This window comes from Microcoleus sp. PH2017_05_CCC_O_A (assembly GCF_020738785.1).
Lineage (GTDB): Bacteria > Cyanobacteriota > Cyanobacteriia > Cyanobacteriales > Microcoleaceae > Microcoleus.
The window spans coordinates 14952-32170 of the sequence record NZ_JAEQCB010000146.1 but is presented as its reverse complement, the minus strand read 5'-3'; the positions used below and the strand labels follow the sequence as shown (position 1 = coordinate 32170).

The window sequence follows — 17219 nt, the reverse complement described above, 5'->3', positions numbered from 1 at the left end:
GAAGCGACCTTGATGGCAAAACACGCAGGATTTCGGCGCGTGGTATTTAACATGGGTTTGAGCCTGCGAGTCCAAATGTACGGTGCAGGTGAGTTTTCCGACTCAAAGGTCATCAACGAAATCAAGAAAGTTCTCACTAACTACGTCAAGAAACAACCTGAATGTACTTGGATGAATCAGTTGTCTTCTCGTGTTTACCAAAACGCTTTGATTGACTTGAGTCATGCGTTTGGGAGGTATCGTTTGGGGAAAGCCGGTTATCCAAAATTTGTCAGCCGCCGTGACGGTCAATCATTCACGGTTGATTCGTCAAACGGCAAAGTTTTGTTAAGTGCAGGCAGGACTATTAAAATTCCCACACTGGGAACATTCCGATTGCACGAGCCACTCTCATGCAGTTTTGTTTCTCAGACTTTCACGCTCTCAAAAGAAGGAAATCGCTGGTTCGTCTCTTTCTGTGTTGATGCCCAACGTTTACCGATGCGACAAAGAGAAAGTTCTGTAGGAATTGACATAGGTGTCAAATCCTTCGCCACCCTGTCAAACAATCAAGTGTTTGATGCACCAAAACCCCTAAAACAAGCGAAAACCAAGCTGGCACGGTTACAGCGCCAAGCATCAAGGCAGGTGAAAGGTTCTAACAACCAACGCAAAACCTACGACAAAATCAGCCAAATTCACGCAAAAATTGCCTGCATTCGTAAAGACTTCCTTCACAAGTTGACGACTTACTTAGCCCAGACTTTCTTGCGAATTAAGATTGAAGACTTGAATGTCAGCGCAATGCTGGCAAATCACAAGCTGGCTGGGGCAATATCCGACTTAGGTTTTTACGAATTCAGGCGACAGTTAGAGTATAAATGCAAAATGTATGGCTCCCAATTAGTGCTGGTAGATCGATGGTTTCCCAGTTCTAAGATTTGTGCTAATTGCGGGCATAAAAAAGATATGCCACTCAGCGTTCGGACTTATGATTGTCCTGCTTGTGGTCTGTCGGTAGACCGCGATCTTAATGCCAGTTTAAATATTTTAAATTGGGAACCCAAGGCTATTGGGGGATAGCCTGCTTATCTTGGGATGGCCGACCACCCAATAGCGCAGGAAGTGAACTCTTTCATTGTAGCTAAAGATGGCTTTAGTTAAGTTTGGGTAAGTTTTACGAAGCAGGAAAAGATTGATACTTTAACAGACCAGGAGGATTTGAGCGGCAAGGAAGATCGATCGATATGATATATGATGCGATCGTGAATTGCATAATAATTGATTGTCCGCGTTTCTCCCTGTCATCGTTGTAGAATCTACGGTCAAATATGATTTACATTCCGTTTTGACGGTGTTAAGCCTAGCGGCCGAATTACTACGCCTTCTATCTATTTTACCTATCGGGTTATTGAGATTACTTTTGGTTGTAGACTACAATCCGATCTACCTCTCATTAATGCCTTCTTTTCTAGAGTCTGATTGATTGGCAGACTTCGTAGCTAAGCAGGGTTCCCAACTATAGAGGACATAAATCAACAACTGAATCTAAATAAAAGTCCAGCATCTCAAAAACTTGAAAGTCCATAAATGATTAGACTTAAAGAGATAATTGTTTAATCTTTGCAATACGCCTATCATGTCCAAAATCATCTCTGTCCACTCTTACCGGGGTGGCACTGGCAAATCTAACATGACTGCAAACCTGGCATCTATTATCGCTCGCGGCGGAAACAGGGTCGCCATTGTGGACACAGACATTCAATCGCCCGGGATTCACGTGCTGTTCGGTTTCAGCGAGAACAACATGGATCGCTGCCTCAACGATTACCTGTGGGGCCGGTGTCCGATCTCGGATACGGCTTACAATGTGAGTTCGCTGCTGCCAAAATTAGCCCGTAACGGCAGCCTCTATCTGATTCCTTCGAGCATTAAAGCAGGGGAGATAGCGCGAGTTTTGCGGGAAGGCTACGACGTGGGACTGCTTACCGACGGCTTTCAAGAACTGATCGACGTTCTGAACTTAGACTACCTATTTATTGACACGCACCCAGGACTCAACGAAGAAACCCTTCTCAGCATCACGATTTCGGATATCCTGCTGCTGATTCTGCGTCCGGATCAGCAAGATTTTCAGGGAACGGCTGTCACGGTAGATGTGGCCCGCAAATTAGAAGTTCCCAAGATTTTGATCGCGATCAACAAAGCGCCAGAATCCTTGGATTTCGAGGATTTGAAGCAGCAAGTAGAGAGTATTTACAACATCCCAGTTGGAGGGGTGCTGCCCCACAGCGACAAGATGATGCTGTTAGCCAGCAAGGGGGTGTTTGCCCTGCACTTCCCTAAAGACCCTCTAACTCAAGTGGTGGAAGGGATTGCCAAGCAGATTTTGGGATAATTTGGTGTAAGGACAGCGGATCAAGGTTGACGAGAGCGAGTTGCAGTCTCAATTACTGGGGCGCGATGTCCTGCAAGCGCGATCGCTCCTTGCTGTGGAGGAACTTTTTCGGCGACAATATTTGCTTGAGGAGTCAGGAGAATGGCGACAAAATGAGATACAAATAGATTATGAGAATTTGTTAAAAAACTTTAGGAGGAGAACTCATGGATTTTGACTGGCGCATACTAATAGTATTGAGTCCGGTTTTGTTGGCGGGCGGCTGGGCTGCTTACAATGTCGGCACTATAGCTCTCAAACAAGTTGAGAAATTGTTGAACAAGGAAACTTAAACTCAGCATTTTCACCGTAATTTTGCAGCCGACTGTTTGTTGAGATACAAAAACAGTCGGCTGATTTGTGCATTGGCTCTCAGGAGCAGGAGGGCTAATGCCATTTTGGATTATCAATGACCCCGCCCAAAAACCTGTACAAGCCCCTGAAGCTATGAGTGTGCAGAAAACCAAAAATTTTAGACTCCTGTTTCTGCTCCGGTGATGAATATGTGGAGTAAAGCTAAAGTCTAAAACTTGTTCGCTCGCTCCGGTCGAAGAATCTAAAATCTAAAATCGGATCGCTTACTGCATCAGGGTTTGGAACGCGGACATATAGTTGCATCCTGTTTGGGAACTTGTTTGATGTTTGGCCCGGAGATCGCAATGTACGACTCCAGACAGATAGAGCGAAAGCCACTTAAAAGTTATAAATAAACTTGTGCATAAACTGGGTGCGATCGCCTCAGCATTTGTGATGAGATTGCGACACAAATATTTAGCCACGTTCCAGCAGAAAATATGAGACAATCGCAAAAGTATTTGCCCTGAAAATCGCCCTACAAACTGCGAAGTTTAACCTCTAGGGAATATCGGTCAAATTGTCAATGTTTAACTCCTATATCTTTAGATAGATTATGCTTTTTCCCCGAGCTAGCGGCATTTTACTCCACCCGACATCTTTTCCCAGCCGATTTGGTGTTGGGGATATGGGAATAGAAGCATATCGCTTTATTGACTTTTTAGTAGAGAGCGACCAGCAATACTGGCAGATATTGCCGCTGGGCCCGACTGGATACGGCAATTCTCCTTATTCGTGCTATTCAGCAATGGCAGGAAATCCGCTGATGCTGAGCCCGGAAATTCTGCGGGACGAGCAATTGCTCAGCGATGAAGATTTAGCTCATTCGCCGGAATTTCCCCTGGATACAGTAGAATTCGATCGCGCGATCGCACACAAAATACCCCTGCTCAAAAAAGCCTGCGAAAACTTCAAAGCGAAAGCATCGCCGGTGCAGCAAAGAGAATTCTCGGCTTTTTGCGAGAGCAAAGCGAGTTGGCTGGAAGATTATGCCTTATTTATGGCACTAAAAGACAGCTTCAACGGCACGAGCTGGCACACTTGGGAACCAGAAATTGCACAGCGCCAACCGGAGGCGCTAGACAAGTGGCGGCAGGAGCTACATAATGAGATTTATTACTACAAATACGTGCAGTTCGAGTTTTTCCGCCAGTGGACTGAGTTGAAACGCTATGCGAACCTGCGCGACATTAAAATTATTGGTGACATTCCGATTTATGTCGCTCACGACAGTGCTGATGTGTGGTCGCATCCGGACTTGTTTTGTTTGGATGAAGCAACTGGAGAACCAGCTTTGATGGCGGGAGTTCCGCCGGATTACTTCAGCGCAACAGGTCAATTGTGGGGCAATCCTGTTTACAATTGGGAGGCTTTGGAAGCAACTAATTTTCAGTGGTGGGTGCAGCGTTTTGAGGCGATTTTCGCTTATGTAGATGTGACTCGGATTGACCACTTTCGAGGATTTGATGCTTACTGGGCGGTGAAGCGCGGGCAGGAAACTGCGATCGACGGAGAGTGGATTAATGCGCCGGGAACGGCTTTGTTTGAGGTAATTAACGAGAAGTTCGGCAATTTGCCGATTATCGCTGAGGATTTGGGGGTAATTACTCCGGAAGTGGAAGCTTTGCGCGATCGGTTTGAGTTTCCCGGAATGAAGATTTTGCAGTTTGCTTTCGGTGCGGGGCCTGGCGATCCTTTTTTGCCTTTCAATTATGTTCGTAACTGTGTAGTTTACACCGGTACCCACGACAACGACACGACTGTTGGCTGGTTCAATCAACTGCAAAACTACGAAAGAGATGAGGTTTTGCGTTATTTGGGCTGCATCGATCCCCAAGGAATTCACTGGTCTTTAATCCGCATGGGTTGGTTTTCTATTGCTAATTTGGCGATCGTGCCCTTTCAAGATTTGTTGGGTTTGGATACCGACGCGCGGATGAATTTTCCGGGGAAAGCAGAGGGAAATTGGGGCTGGCGGTATCGGCGCGAAGCTTTGAATTGGGAGGTGCGCGATCGGCTCAAAACCATGACTTACATCTGCGGGCGCGCTCCCCAGAAAAATTGAAAATTGGGAATTGGGCATTGGGAATTGGGCATAGGGCATAGGGCATAGGGCATTGGTTATTAGAGAAACGACTAACTACTAACGACTAACTATTAACTATTAACTATGTCCCATGCCCAATGCCCGATGCCCTATGCCCGATTATCCTTCATTTTTGGGCTTTGCTGAAGGCTTGAGTTCGTCGGCGGTAAAAACAACTTGTTTGGCAACTCCAGATTCTCCGAGTTGTTCGGCTTGTCCGTTATTCACAGCAATCATTACACCGCCGGCGTTACCAGCTAGAACTACCAATTTGTTTTGGGCCTGCCAGGTGCGGACAGTTCCTGAAGGCAAAGTTCCCTCAAACTCGGGTTTGCCATCAACTTCAATCTTCATCCATGATTCGTCTTTTAAACTGACGTTAACCATGACTGGTTTATTGCCAGATTTATCTAAACTTTGACCTGTTCTTGTTGCTTCCACAGCATCGTAACTATCGGCTTTCTGATTTTTTGAGGCGCTCTGGGCTAAACGAGCTTGTTCTTGCTCAAGAGCTAGTTCTTTGGTTCCCGTACCGTTTTTTGTTGTCAGAGAACCGCCCATCAACTGAGATAAGACATTGACTGAACAGATAATTAGAAATGTGTAAAAAAGGTACAGGTGCATCGGCCGCAATTGTGGCCCATTCTGCCAGGATAGCTTGGTGGTCGATCGCGGTGGCGGTTCGATCGGGAAAAAGTCGGCAAACTGAGTTCCGTCCAAACCCATTGCTTCGGCGTACCGCTTGATCAAACCTTGAGTGTAGACGGGTTCGGGGAGTTGGTCGAGTTGGCCGTCTTCGATGGCTTGCAGCAGATTCCGCCGAATCATGGTTACGACAGCTACTCTGTCCAAAGAAATCGACTGCTGTTCGCGGTACTCCCGGAGTTGAGATCCTATTGCCGCTAATTTCTTCTGAGGAGTTTCTGGCTCTTGGGAGTGCAGTTTCTTCTTAGTTATTTGGGAGAATAAAAACAATAAATTCTTTGTCATATGCTGTGCTCCTGGGGATTCACTGGCACGCTTATTGATGTTAGGTTGACTAGATTCCATAAAAAAATAATTTCTGAATCTTCTAGGGGTCGGTAGCAGCCCGGTGCCAATATCGGCCCTGCGGGGGGCTGCAATTGAATCGGGCCAATGGCTGTGCGGTGCAGGCGCACCACTGGATATCCCAACTGCTCGGCGGTGCGCCGAATCTGTCGGTTTCTCCCTTCTGATAGAATTACTTCTAACAGAGTTTGGTCTCGCGCGCGATCGATAACTCTAACTTTCGCGGGTAATGTTTTTCTACCGGACAAGATAATGCCCTGACGCCACGCTTGTAGTATGGGTTCCGGGGGATCGCCGAGCACCCAAACTTGATAAGTTTTGGCGATCGAGTGACGCGGATGGGTCAAACAAAATGTCAGCTTACCATCATTGGTGAGCAATAGGGCGCCTGTGGAATCTGCATCTAAGCGTCCTACGGGATGGATGCCTTGACCAGATCGCAGTTTGGGCGGCAGCAAGTCGAGAACTTTCGATCGCGCCCTGGGATCGCTGCAAGTAGAAACTACGCCTGCGGGTTTGTTGAGCAACAGATAGACCTCTGCCGGTCTATCTGTTGGTTTCACTGGGACTCCATCGACTTCGATGAAATCGCGATCGGGATTCGCCTTTTGTCCTAAACGAACAATATTGCCATTAACCCGGACTCGTCCAGCTACAATCATCTGTTCTGCAAGACGGCGAGAGGCAATGCCCCACTGGGCGAGGATTTTTTGCAGCCTTTCATCAGACATGACGGGAATGTGGAAAGCCCCAACACCCGAGCGGTGGAGGGAGGAAATACGACACGGTTAATGGATTAACCGATGCTACCAATGTTCAATTCCTGGTTGGGAAGAAATTCTAATGTTTGCTAACCAATCCTTGCAGGGCGTTGCGCCTGGTGCAGATTGTCCTTATGGCATAACCCTGAATGTTGTGCAAAAACTACGAGGAAAAGACTCGCGGGAGGCTATTGCCTGCACCGTTGGTTTGTTGCTGATTTAAAATGTGTGGGTCTGACACGACCATTAACTAACACTACCATAAAACCGGTACTGCTGGTTAATTTTATACGCTCGATCGCGAAATTTCCCTCGGGATCGCACAACTGGCAAACTCAGGAGAAAGCCTGAGGGGGGAAGGGTGAGATTTTTTCTGCTTCAGGCGTTGCTGATGTCTGATTTCGGCTTCTGGAGTATGTCACGAGGTGGGTTCATCAACCCGTTCTTAGGGAAAATCCGAGGTTGAGGGCGATATTTCTTTGTATAAACCGGGTTTGTGAGACGGGATGCGCTCGTTAATAGTTAAATTTTTGTGTTTGAATATTAAGGTTTGTAATTTTCAAATTGTTTATGACTGTCGATCGCCACTCTCTTTTATTTGACAATATAGCTACTGCGGCCAGCTCTGGTGGGACTGCCAACCTCGACGAGGAAGGGGAGACACCGCCGCCGAGCCAAGGCAGCCGGATCGCAAGTTCGGTGCTGTCTCCGGCGGTGCAGTTGTTGCTGCGATCGCAAGTTCAGCAAGTTGACGAGTTGAAGGTGAAAATTGAGGGGAGCGATCGACAAATTTTCAGCGGTGCAATCCCCAAAGTAACGGCAGCGGCTCGCGGTGCCGTGTATAAAGGATTACACCTAACAGAAGTTGCCCTAGAGGGCTGTGGGATTCGCATCAACCTCGGTCAAGCTCTCAAAGGCAAACCACTGCGCCTGCTCGAATCGGTTCCCGTGACTGGCGTTTTGAGGCTCTCTCAAGCGGATTTGAATGCGTCCCTGAAAGCGCCTTTGCTGGCGGATGCTTTGAGTGAATTTTTGCTGCCAATGTTGCCGCTGACAGATAGCGAAAAGTCGCTGAAGTTGGAAAATTCGCAGATCGAAATTGAGGCGGGGAAGTTGACGCTGGTGGCGACAATTTTGCGCGCTGGGGGTACGCAAATTCCTGTTGTATTGCGGACTGGTTTGCGGATTGCTAGCGGTCGCGAATTGATGTTTGAAGTACCGGAAATCGAAGTCAATGGAGAAATCAAGAGCAGTGATTTCAAGGATTTTAAAATTGATTTCGGACAGGAAGTTGCAATTGATGAGTTGATTTTGAGTCCGGGGGAGATTGTTTGTCGGGGTTCAATTAGAGTTTTGCCTTAAAGGAGAAGGGAAGATGTTTTGAGTCTGCAAACTTGAATTGCATAAATCTTTGATTGATAACTCAACCGCAGATTTAAGGCAGATCGACGGAGATGGACGCAGATAAATTTCAAGAGAGGAAAGTTTGCGAGTGCAATCTTGTTTTGTGAGATTGCTTTCTGCGCGGATGATTGCATCGCGTGCGTGACTCGCAACGGTAACTCTGGGATGAGTTAAGAGTTATCAATGACCAATGACCAATTAGCGGGCGATGAGATAAGAGTCGATCGCGGGCAATAACAAAGTCACAAAATAGTAGACTAAGGGTGCGGTAAAAACATAACTGTCAGTGCGATCGAGAATGCCGCCGTGACCGGGAATCAACTGTCCCGAATCCTTAACGCCGGCGTCTCGTTTCATCATCGACTCAGTTAAATCTCCCAACAAGCTAGCAACGCCAATCAACAGACCAAAAGCTGCCCCAGTATACGGCCACCCCGGCCATTGTAAGTACCAAGACCAGGCGGCGGCCACGGCGATACTGCCGCAAACTCCAAATACGGCACCTTCAACGGTTTTTTTAGGGCTGATGTGGGAGAGGCTAGTGCGGCCGAAGAATTTGCCGACAAAATAAGCGCCAATGTCAGCGGCCCAGATGCAGAGGAAAGCCACCAGCAGCGAAGTCAATCCTAAAGATATGCTGCTGGAACTTGTCCAAGACTGGGACGAGTAAATGTTAACGGGCAAATTGCTTGCTACTAATTGCGAAAATTGGGTTGTAGCCACATTGGCAGGATCGAGTCCGACTCGCAGCCGTATCCAATAGCTGGGCAAATAGCCGCCGTAGAACAATCCTAAAATAGAAGCGGCAATATCGGCGATCGTCGATAACTTCGGTTGGAACAACAGATAGAAACAGATGAAAGTTCCGGCTAAGGGGAACATGGCGTCTACGAGTTGAGGCGCCAGGGCGGCAGTAATCAGCAGAATTTGACTGACAACTAAGGTGGTTTTGCCAGCAGGTGCAATGCCCTTAGCTCGGGCTAACTGAAAATATTCCAATTGACCTAGGTACACGATGACGCCAAAGCCGAGGGTGAAGTACCATCCCCCCATAATAATCATTCCCAAAGCAAGGACGATCGCAACTATTCCACTCAGGATACGAGACCAAGGCATAAAATGAATTTCTCACAGGAGACGGCAGGTCAGTCGATTTTAGATTTTAGATTTTAGATTTTAGATTTTAGATTTAGTCCACAGATGAATCTGGGGGTTGGAACTATGGTCTAAAATTTTGTTTTTTGGGCGGGCTCGGTCGATTTGGGATGCAAGGATACAAGGATACAAGGATACAAGGATGGTTAAGGCACAGGTTCGTCCCCCATCCTCAACCGGCGATCCAAAATTTCAACTCAGGCGATCGCTCCAGCTAAGGTCGGCCTTATTATAAGTATTATGAACGTTAAGCTAACGTAAAAAAGGTTAAGAATTGCATTTAATGTTTGATTCTCAGTGATACAGCCTCCGGGCCCACATCACCATCTTTGATGTGGTGTGGGAATATTTCCGTCTAAGGACTAATGACTGATGACTAATGACTAACGACTAATCCAACTTTTCACCGCTGAGAATAAAGATGGGATTGACGGCGGCAAAGGTTTGACTCAAGCCCCGAGTCTCCAAGCGGTTGACGGCGGACTGGACTACCTCGATGTTGCGGACTTGCAACTCGGCGAAGCTTTCGGAAAGGGCGTAAAGATTCTCTAAATTCGAGGCTGTGGCGACAACTCGACCCTGTGGGCGCAAGTGTCGCCAGACTTCCTTGAGAATCATTTTAATCGGGCGCCCTCCTTCGATGCAGACTCGGTGGGGGTGTTCGGGGAGATTTTCGAGGCATTCAGGGGCGCTACCTTCGATGACTTCTACGTTTTTGATCTCGAATCGATCGCAATTTCGGCGAATCAAGCTTGCTACTTCTTCATCCCTTTCGATGGCGATAATGCGACCTTTGGGACACAGCAAACCTGTTTCTACGGCGATGGTACCAGTACCTGCACCGATGTCCCACACCACTGAATCTGCTTGCAGCCGCAGGTGGGAGAGTAACAGCAGTCGGACTTCTCGCTTACTCATGGGAATTCCCGGTAAACGTTCAAATAAATCGTCTGGGATACCAGGAGTGACGTAGGGCCAAAGCATAGTTGTATTTTTAATGGAAGGAAGAAGGAAGAAGGAAGAAGGAAGAGGGAAAAGGGAAGAGGGAAGATTTTTCCCATTTCCTACTATCCCTCATTTCCCACTATCCCCAAGTCTTAATATTTACTTTCGCACAACCCTGAGAGTTTGGAGGCGGGGATCGCTGCAACCTGTGATTTTGCCGCCGGCTGCAAGGATGTGTTGCAGGTAGTCAAGGGCTTGTGAGGTAATGATTTCACCGGGCATCAAAACTGGTATTCCTGGCGGGTAGGGACAGATGAGTTCGGCACTGAGTCGATCGACTGCTTGGTCTATTCCTACGGTTTCCGCCGGGGAAAAAAAGGCCTCGCGGGGGCAGAGAGAGGGAGTGGGAAATCCTAACAGAGATCTTGCACCATTCTCAAGAACAGGCAAGATGCCTGTTCCACAAAGAGTGAATTTTCTTGTGGGGTGGGCATCTTGCCCGCCCCCGGTTGTACCGGCGTCGTCCCCGTGCCCGCCTCCTAAATTGTGAGTTAAATTCTGGAAACCTTTAACCAGATTGTCAATATCTGATGCTGTATTTCCCAAGCTGATAATAAATGTTAAATGCTGCGGCATTGGTAATTCTGCGGTGACTGCGAGTTGCGAGTGGAGAATTTCATCAGCCGCAAATCCTGTTATTCCTAAATCGGATACTTTTACTGTTAGCCTGGTTCTGTCTAGTGCGACAAAACCGGGCGTATTTAACGGTTCTAAAACTGATAAGCCGGGAATTTGACTAATGTGCGATCGCGCTTTTGCAGCTAAATCTAAAGTTTGCATCATTAACTCCTTCCCGTGGAGTGCGATTTGTTGGCGGGCGGCGTCTAATGATGCTAATAATAAGTAGCTGGGACTGGTGGATTGTACAAGCTGCAATGCCCTATTTAATTTTTTAATATCTATGCGATCGCCCTTGACGTGCAACATCGATGCTTGAGTCATTGCACCGAGGGTTTTGTGGATTGATTGTACTGTTAAATCTGCCCCGGCGGATAGGGCTGGTTCTGGTAAGTCTGGATGAAAGTTAAAGTGGGCGCCGTGGGCTTCGTCTACTAATAACGGGATGTTGTATTGATGGGTAATTTTGGCGATCGCCCGCAAATCTCCACAAACGCCGTGATAAGTAGGGTAGACGACCATTACTGCTTTTGCGTCGGGATGTTGTTTTAGGGCTGCTGCTGCTGCTTCTGGGGTGATGCTGTTGGCAATATCCCAATCCGGGTTGTATTCGGGATTGACAAAAATGGGAATTGCACCGGATAAAATCAAACCAGAAATTGCCGATTGATGGATGTTTCGAGGCAAGATAATTTTATCTCCCGGCCCGCAAGTCGCGACAATTGCCGCCATGATTCCGCAAGTCGAACCGTTTGCTAAAAACCGAGTATGTTCGGCGCCAAAAGCCGAAGCAGCTAAATTTTGAGCTTCGGCAATTACGCCCTCTGGATTAAACAGATTATCTAATTCTGGCAATTCGGGCAAATCTGAGCGAAATACTGCGGCACCGAATAAGTCAACTAACGGCCCTGAAATGCCTTGTCCGCGTTTGTGTCCGGGGGCGTAGAATGGGCTGTGATGGTGGTTTGTGCGATCGCGCAGCGCATCTAATAGGGGAGTTTGTTGTTGAGGGTTTGCTGGTGACACACTTATACCATTTTAAATTTTAGATTTGAGATTTGAGATTGGGGATGACTCACTGGATCTTCCCTAATACTCAAGGCATAATTTTAGGCGGACGTAACAGTGAATTATGGTTATTTAGATAGATGTGTTAGGCGCTGTTTTTTTTTTAATATATATAGACTCGTTCATAAATATTTGATTGCGAGTTCAACCGCAGATGAAGGCAGATAGACGCAAATAGACGCAGATAAATTTAAGGTATTTTTCAAGTCTGTTAACTCTAATTAACCAATACCACAAATCAGTTGTTTTTGTTTTAAAAGATAGCTGGAATTGGTGACCAATTGTTTTTTTAACATCTCTATTAGCTGAGCTAAACACTAACATGATTTATCCCACTCCCGATCCGCTTCCAGGCCCGCAAATTCCCGCTACTGAACCGGGGCTACCAGAGATTCCTTCATCGCCACCGATTCCCAGCCCTGTACCGGAGCCCGTACCTGCGCCAATTCCGCAGCCAATTCCCGAACCGGTGCCGGAAACAGTACCCTCTCCGATTCCCCAGAAGTTTAACAGAATTTGTAAGGTCGATCGCCCAAACCGAGTTTCTTGCCCAGGACCCAATTTGTTGATAAATAAGGGACAGGGAGAGGTTTCGGGCGATCGCTTTTTTGGGAAACCACTTGTGAACCGTTCAGCCATCTACCTCAAGTTAGATATTTAGCCGAACACAGGCTTGAGATTTGGGGTGGCTTGTCCAATATATTGCGGATACTTATGATATTTTGAAACAGTGATATGTTTCTAAATAGCTATGCTTACCGCCGGAATTGTCGGACTGCCTAATGTTGGCAAATCTACTCTGTTTAATGCTTTGGTGGCTAATGCCAAAGCGACTGCTGCTAATTTTCCTTTTTGTACGATCGAGCCAAATACTGGTATCGTGGCAGTACCCGACGAACGGTTGAAGGTGCTGAGCAATATTTCCAATTCTGTGCAAACTGTGCCCACGCGGATGGAGTTTGTCGATATTGCAGGTTTGGTGAAGGGTGCGAGTCAGGGCGAAGGGCTGGGAAATCAGTTTTTGTCTCACATTCGGGCTGTAGATGCGATCGTCCATGTTGTCCGCTGTTTTGACAATGATGATATCATTCACGTTTCCGGTTCTGTCGATCCCCAGCGAGATATTGACATTATCAATCTCGAATTAATTTTAGCAGATTTAGCTCAAATTGAACGCCGACTCGATCGCACTCGCAAACAAGCCCGCAACAACAAGGAAGCTCAAGCAGAAGTAAACGTCCTTGAAAAATTGGTCGTGGTTTTGAATGCAGAAAAACCAGTACGCCAGACCAGTTTAACTGACGAAGAAGCAGAATTAGTTAAAGGTTTAGAATTGTTAACAAACAAGCCGATCATCTATGCAGCGAACGTGTCTGAAGACGAATTGGGAACCGGAAATAGCTATGTCGAACAAGTCCGGGAAATAGCAGAAGCAGAAAATGCTAAGGTTGTCATAGTTTCGGCGCAAGTTGAGTCAGAATTGGTAGAACTACCAGAGGAAGAACGAGCTGATTTCCTCGAATCTCTGGGGGTAACAGAAGGTGGCTTAAAATCTTTGATTCGAGCTACTTACGAATTATTGGGTTTGCGGACTTATTTCACTAGCGGGCCGAAGGAAACTCGCGCTTGGACGATTATCGCAGGAATGTTAGCGCCACAAGCTGCGGGGGTAATTCACTCTGATTTTGAGCGGGGTTTCATCCGGGCCGAAACTGTAGCTTATGAAGATTTGGTGGCTACCGGTGCGATGAATGCAGCTAAGGAAAAAGGCTTAGTTCGCAGTGAAGGAAAAGAGTATGTTGTACAAGAGGGGGATGTGCTGTTGTTCCGATTTAATGTTTAGTCTTTTAAGGAGATAAGCACGTGCACATAGATATCGTTTCGCTGGTAATTGCTTGGTTGGTAACATCTGTGAGCTTTTTTATTATTTCCAAGTTACCCATAGGCGTGGATATTGACAGTTTTGGCAAAGCGATGGTTTCGGCGGCAGTTTTTGGATTGCTGAATGCTTTAGTGCGACCAGTTTTTGTAGTTTTGGGCTTTCCAGCTTTATTGGTAACTGTTGGTTTGTTTATGATTGTTATCAACGCTGCTATCTTTGGCTTGGCGGCTTGGCTAGTCGAAGGATTTAGATTGCGGTGGGGAATTTGGAGTGCTTTGCTTGGTGCTCTAGCCCTCGCTTTCATTAACTCTTTGCTGTATCAGGTTTTGGGTACGCTTCCCAGAGTAAGGTAGAGAAAGTTCATTCAGTTGACAGTTGACAGTTGACAGTTGACAGTTGACAGCAATCTCTACCTCCTGGAAGGAAGAGGATTGGAGTAATGAATCGTCTTCTTTTAATTTCTACGCCAAACCCAGAGGCTTTCAACCAATTATTTCTGGTAACGCGGACAAAAATAAAGGGGCGGGTTTATCTATATTTGTGAATTGTGGCAAAGTATTTGGGAGAAAACCCGCCTCTACTGCACATATTTTGAGTAAAAATTGCTTCTAATGTATTTGCTTGTTGGGATTTGGAGCGCTTTAGAGCGGTTCTCAAAAAAGTGAGGTATGCCCCAATACGGTTGACTTAAGAAGAATCTGACTTGCAAAAAATGCCTGTATTGCCTAGAAAATCGTCAGATGAAATTCCTAAAAAAGCTTTAAGTAAACCGTATTGAGGTATGCCCTATCCCCTATGCCCACGGAGGCCTATGCCCTATCCCCATGAATACCTCATCTTTTTGATAAAGGCTATAGTTATCAGTCTTGGCAATAGTGGAGAAAGCTTTCTGGAACTAGGTGCAATTCTCCCGAACGAAATCGGTGAACAGGCATCCAAAATGCGGTACATTTCAAGTTACCGTCTACAAAATCTAAACTTGCTAATTCATAGAATTTGGAGTCAACAAAATCGCACTGATAGAGTTGTATTAATTCGTGTCCAGCTTGACCATTAAAAATAAAGAAGTTTTCCAAACAAGCTAAATATCTGATATTTGTTAACTCGGCTTTAATTTCTTCTTTAAATTCTCTTTGCAAAGCGTCGAGGCTGTGTTCTCCGAATTCTACGCCTCCACCCAGAGCTCGATACAATGTGTCTTGTTTTACCGGATCTTTGAATTGGGAAACGAAAATGCGATCCTCTTCGAGGGCTTCGCTAACGCCCGATCGAATTAATCCTAAAACAATTACACGAATTTTACCTTGCATAATATATAGCGGTTCTCAGAAAGATGAGGTATGTTGTTGGGCTTGGGCCCTCTTTGTTTAGCGGTTATATAAGCTGTCAGTCATACCTCACCTTTTTGAGAAGTGCTATAGCCATTCAGTCATGAGTCATCAATCATTAGACATCTCATAAAAAGCCAGTTTTGAACAGGCATCCTGCCTGTTCCACAAGAATCATGAGAGATTTCTAGTCATTATCCGTATCATCCGTGTCGTGCTAACGGTTAATTGTCCGGCTCAAAACCCTCTCTCTTCCTCGTATTTTCAACGGGCCAGTCTATATTTTCACCGCCGATAATTAGTTCTTCAATCGTCACAAATTCTTTGCTGAGTTGCTGGAAAACATTAATTAAAACATCGATGCCGATAGCATCGCTAGTCCCCAAATCAAACCAGCAGCGAGCCCAAGAACCTTCATACTCCATTTCTCCCATATTGTGCATCAAAGCCATCATGCTTTGGTCGGCTAGATTAACATCGTAATTCATATCGCTGATGTCTAAGCCTTCATCTTGAACTTGCAAATTTTCAGCATTAAATCCTCCCAGTTTTCCCAAAAAGAACCAAGAATCAAACACTTCTTCTACATACTGTTTTTCGCCGTTTGAAGGCACGTTGCTGAATTTTAGCCAAATCCAGAGGTCAAAGGGATTAAATTCGCGAAACTCTACTTTCATCAAGTTTTACTCTTGTTAATAACAACCGCCAAGATGGTACTGTCAACTGTCAACTGTCAACTGTCAACTGTTTAGAGTGGTGGTAAAGCCGTCGGCCCCCAGACTCCATCTGCATCTCTAATTTTATCGCGCATCGGGTCACAATCGCGAGATTTGCTGTCGAGACGGTTGCGGGTTTTGCACTGCTGAAAGAAGATTTCGGCTACTAAGCTGCGCGGTAGTTGATCTGGTTTTGCTAAGGCGGCGTCGAAGTTTTTTCGGGCTTCCTCAAGTATGGTTTTGTTGTTGGATTGAGTCTTGGCTTGAGCAGATAAGACTTGTGCTTTGAGATAAAGGATTTCGGGGTTGGTGGGTGTTTCTGCTAGAGATTTGTTGGCAAATTCTAAAGCGCGATCGTATTTTTTTAAGTCTCGATAGCCTACGGCCATGCCGCGATAGGCTAAGTAGCGGGGCGAGGCTTTTTCTTCCAGTCGTTTAATGGCGTCGCTGGGGTTGGAAAAGGGTAGGTTTGAGGCTAACATTAAGTCCATGTAGCCTTTGAGCAGGTTGAGTTCTGGGTCGTTCGGCGCTATTTTTTCTGCTGCATCTAGGTATTGAAATACTACTCGCAGTTTGTTGAGTGCTTGGGGCGCGCCTTTGGCTGTTCCTTCTTTGGCTATGGCATTTGCTCCTTCTAGAAAGTGACCTGCTGCTGTGTAAATGTTGCCGCGCAAGGGGTTAGTTTTGGTCAATTTTTCGCCGACTTCGCGGGTTTTTTGAGCGTAGGTATTCATCGAGTTTAAGTCTTGCTCGATGTAGGATAATGAGGCTGCCATTGCATAGGCTAGGGGTTCGTTTGGTTCTGCTGATAGTGCTTGTTGAACTTGGGCTTTTGCTTGTTTGTAGTTTCCTTGCTGAAACATTGTTTTGAAGGCGGTTTCGGTGTTGGGCCCGATCGCCTGCTGGTTGCTCGTGCGGAAGGGATCGCCTGCTACTGCGGAGTTTATGCAGATGCCCAGGGCGATCGCACTTCCACAGGCGATCGCCCGCACTGTCTGTTTAGAACTTAACATTTGCTTGAAGGGCGATACTAAAGGGTTTTTCGTCATAGTCAATTTTGTCAATGAAATATACTGTAAACTAGAAACAAGAGAGTTACGTTCTCAGACTATCGGGCCGCTAGCAAAAAAGAGTTAAATTTGCTTGATTTTTTGTGGCTCTTGCGGTATATTTTAATAATGGGAGCGTGTATTATCATATATACTATCGCACAGATTATCATTGTTAAAATATACCATAAAAAAGGTCAAACATCAAACGCCAAGGCTGAAAAAAACCGAAAATTTTGTAAAGATTTATGTAAAATAAATTTGGGCGATCGGCACCAGCCAAAAACAACCTTAACTATTAATAGCACAACCAGGATCTGAGGTATA

General features: G+C 46.1%; 17 protein-coding genes. 8 read left to right on the top strand and 9 right to left on the bottom strand.

The window, feature by feature from the left end; translation table 11 throughout:
- The 4 genes from JGK20_RS26810 to malQ form a co-directional block, all read left to right on the top strand.
- A partial coding sequence (locus JGK20_RS26810; RefSeq protein WP_293232747.1) for an RNA-guided endonuclease TnpB family protein occupies nt 1–1062 on the top strand: 1062 nt, incomplete at its 5' end.
- A gap of 556 nt (nt 1063–1618) precedes the next feature.
- Nucleotides 1619–2377, top strand: a complete 759-nt coding sequence (locus tag JGK20_RS26805) for a MinD/ParA family protein (RefSeq protein ID WP_293147654.1) — start codon at nt 1619–1621, stop codon at nt 2375–2377.
- 206 nt (nt 2378–2583) lie between these two features.
- Nucleotides 2584–2709, top strand: a complete 126-nt coding sequence (locus JGK20_RS26800) for a photosystem II protein Y (protein WP_265235804.1) — start codon at nt 2584–2586, stop codon at nt 2707–2709.
- A 617-nt stretch (nt 2710–3326) separates the two neighbouring features.
- Nucleotides 3327–4835: a 4-alpha-glucanotransferase gene (gene malQ / locus JGK20_RS26795; RefSeq protein ID WP_293180177.1), complete on the top strand. Its 1509-nt coding sequence runs from the start codon at nt 3327–3329 to the stop codon at nt 4833–4835.
- 141 nt (nt 4836–4976) lie between these two features.
- Here malQ and JGK20_RS26790 read toward each other — a convergent pair whose 3' ends face one another.
- Together JGK20_RS26790 and JGK20_RS26785 are read right to left on the bottom strand one after the other, a co-directional pair.
- A complete protein-coding gene (locus tag JGK20_RS26790) occupies nt 4977–5846 on the bottom strand; it encodes a RodZ domain-containing protein (RefSeq protein WP_293198547.1) in 870 nt (289 codons plus the stop codon).
- Nucleotides 5843–6637, bottom strand: coding sequence for a pseudouridine synthase (locus tag JGK20_RS26785; RefSeq protein ID WP_293180183.1), 795 nt, complete (start codon nt 6635–6637; stop codon nt 5843–5845). Before JGK20_RS26785 ends, JGK20_RS26790 begins: the two co-directional genes overlap by 4 nt.
- A gap of 112 nt (nt 6638–6749) precedes the next feature.
- Between JGK20_RS26785 and JGK20_RS26780 the strand changes: the two genes are divergently transcribed.
- Together JGK20_RS26780 and JGK20_RS26775 are read left to right on the top strand one after the other, a co-directional pair.
- Entirely contained in the window at nt 6750–6890 is a 141-nt protein-coding gene (locus JGK20_RS26780; protein WP_293180186.1) for a hypothetical protein, read from the top strand.
- Between the two features lie 347 nt (nt 6891–7237).
- Entirely contained in the window at nt 7238–8029 is a 792-nt protein-coding gene (locus JGK20_RS26775) for a DUF2993 domain-containing protein (RefSeq protein WP_293232745.1), read from the top strand.
- Between the two features lie 240 nt (nt 8030–8269).
- On the opposite strand, the gene JGK20_RS26770 is transcribed toward JGK20_RS26775, so the two are convergent.
- The 4 genes from JGK20_RS26770 to JGK20_RS26755 form a co-directional block, all read right to left on the bottom strand.
- On the bottom strand, nt 8270–9187 hold the full coding sequence (locus JGK20_RS26770) for a phosphatidate cytidylyltransferase (RefSeq protein WP_293213067.1): 918 nt from the start codon (nt 9185–9187) through the stop codon (nt 8270–8272).
- A gap of 429 nt (nt 9188–9616) precedes the next feature.
- Nucleotides 9617–10210: a precorrin-6Y C5,15-methyltransferase subunit CbiT gene (gene cbiT / locus JGK20_RS26765; protein WP_293147744.1), complete on the bottom strand. Its 594-nt coding sequence runs from the start codon at nt 10208–10210 to the stop codon at nt 9617–9619.
- 120 nt (nt 10211–10330) lie between these two features.
- The gene (locus tag JGK20_RS26760) at nt 10331–11875 is read right to left on the bottom strand and encodes an aminotransferase class I/II-fold pyridoxal phosphate-dependent enzyme (RefSeq protein ID WP_293232743.1); all 1545 of its coding nucleotides are present in this window, start codon (nt 11873–11875) and stop codon (nt 10331–10333) included.
- Nucleotides 11876–12244: 369 nt separating this feature from the next.
- On the bottom strand, nt 12245–12556 hold the full coding sequence (locus JGK20_RS26755; protein ID WP_293232741.1) for a hypothetical protein: 312 nt from the start codon (nt 12554–12556) through the stop codon (nt 12245–12247).
- Between the two features lie 112 nt (nt 12557–12668).
- Between JGK20_RS26755 and ychF the strand changes: the two genes are divergently transcribed.
- Nucleotides 12669–13760 carry a redox-regulated ATPase YchF gene (gene ychF / locus JGK20_RS26750; protein ID WP_293180201.1) on the top strand — a complete coding sequence of 364 codons (1092 nt, stop codon included), beginning with the start codon at nt 12669–12671 and terminating at the stop codon, nt 13758–13760.
- Between the two features lie 26 nt (nt 13761–13786).
- Nucleotides 13787–14152, top strand: a complete 366-nt coding sequence (locus JGK20_RS26745) for a phage holin family protein (RefSeq protein ID WP_293147768.1) — start codon at nt 13787–13789, stop codon at nt 14150–14152.
- A gap of 507 nt (nt 14153–14659) precedes the next feature.
- Here JGK20_RS26745 and JGK20_RS26740 read toward each other — a convergent pair.
- The 3 genes from JGK20_RS26740 to JGK20_RS26730 form a co-directional block, all read right to left on the bottom strand.
- The gene (locus JGK20_RS26740) at nt 14660–15112 is read right to left on the bottom strand and encodes an NUDIX domain-containing protein (RefSeq protein WP_293192863.1); all 453 of its coding nucleotides are present in this window, start codon (nt 15110–15112) and stop codon (nt 14660–14662) included.
- 239 nt (nt 15113–15351) lie between these two features.
- Entirely contained in the window at nt 15352–15804 is a 453-nt protein-coding gene (locus JGK20_RS26735; RefSeq protein WP_293180204.1) for a DUF3531 family protein, read from the bottom strand.
- Nucleotides 15805–15875: 71 nt separating this feature from the next.
- Nucleotides 15876–16892, bottom strand: a complete 1017-nt coding sequence (locus JGK20_RS26730) for a Sll0314/Alr1548 family TPR repeat-containing protein (RefSeq protein ID WP_293225973.1) — start codon at nt 16890–16892, stop codon at nt 15876–15878.
- Nucleotides 16893–17219 lie beyond the last annotated feature (327 nt).

What these genes read in the sequence shown, in the direction of transcription:
- JGK20_RS26805 (WP_293147654.1), top strand. Translation starts at nt 1,619, where the DNA reads ATGTCCAAAATCATCTCTGTCCACTCTTACCGGGGTGGCACTGGCAAA.
- JGK20_RS26800 (WP_265235804.1), top strand. Translation starts at nt 2,584, where the DNA reads ATGGATTTTGACTGGCGCATACTAATAGTATTGAGTCCGGTTTTGTTG.
- malQ (WP_293180177.1), top strand. Translation starts at nt 3,327, where the DNA reads ATGCTTTTTCCCCGAGCTAGCGGCATTTTACTCCACCCGACATCTTTT.
- JGK20_RS26790 (WP_293198547.1), bottom strand. Translation starts at nt 5,846, where the DNA reads ATGACAAAGAATTTATTGTTTTTATTCTCCCAAATAACTAAGAAGAAA.
- JGK20_RS26785 (WP_293180183.1), bottom strand. Translation starts at nt 6,637, where the DNA reads ATGTCTGATGAAAGGCTGCAAAAAATCCTCGCCCAGTGGGGCATTGCC.
- JGK20_RS26780 (WP_293180186.1), top strand. Translation starts at nt 6,750, where the DNA reads ATGTTTGCTAACCAATCCTTGCAGGGCGTTGCGCCTGGTGCAGATTGT.
- JGK20_RS26775 (WP_293232745.1), top strand. Translation starts at nt 7,238, where the DNA reads ATGACTGTCGATCGCCACTCTCTTTTATTTGACAATATAGCTACTGCG.
- JGK20_RS26770 (WP_293213067.1), bottom strand. Translation starts at nt 9,187, where the DNA reads ATGCCTTGGTCTCGTATCCTGAGTGGAATAGTTGCGATCGTCCTTGCT.
- cbiT (WP_293147744.1), bottom strand. Translation starts at nt 10,210, where the DNA reads ATGCTTTGGCCCTACGTCACTCCTGGTATCCCAGACGATTTATTTGAA.
- JGK20_RS26755 (WP_293232741.1), bottom strand. Translation starts at nt 12,556, where the DNA reads ATGGCTGAACGGTTCACAAGTGGTTTCCCAAAAAAGCGATCGCCCGAA.
- ychF (WP_293180201.1), top strand. Translation starts at nt 12,669, where the DNA reads ATGCTTACCGCCGGAATTGTCGGACTGCCTAATGTTGGCAAATCTACT.
- JGK20_RS26735 (WP_293180204.1), bottom strand. Translation starts at nt 15,804, where the DNA reads ATGAAAGTAGAGTTTCGCGAATTTAATCCCTTTGACCTCTGGATTTGG.
- JGK20_RS26730 (WP_293225973.1), bottom strand. Translation starts at nt 16,892, where the DNA reads ATGACGAAAAACCCTTTAGTATCGCCCTTCAAGCAAATGTTAAGTTCT.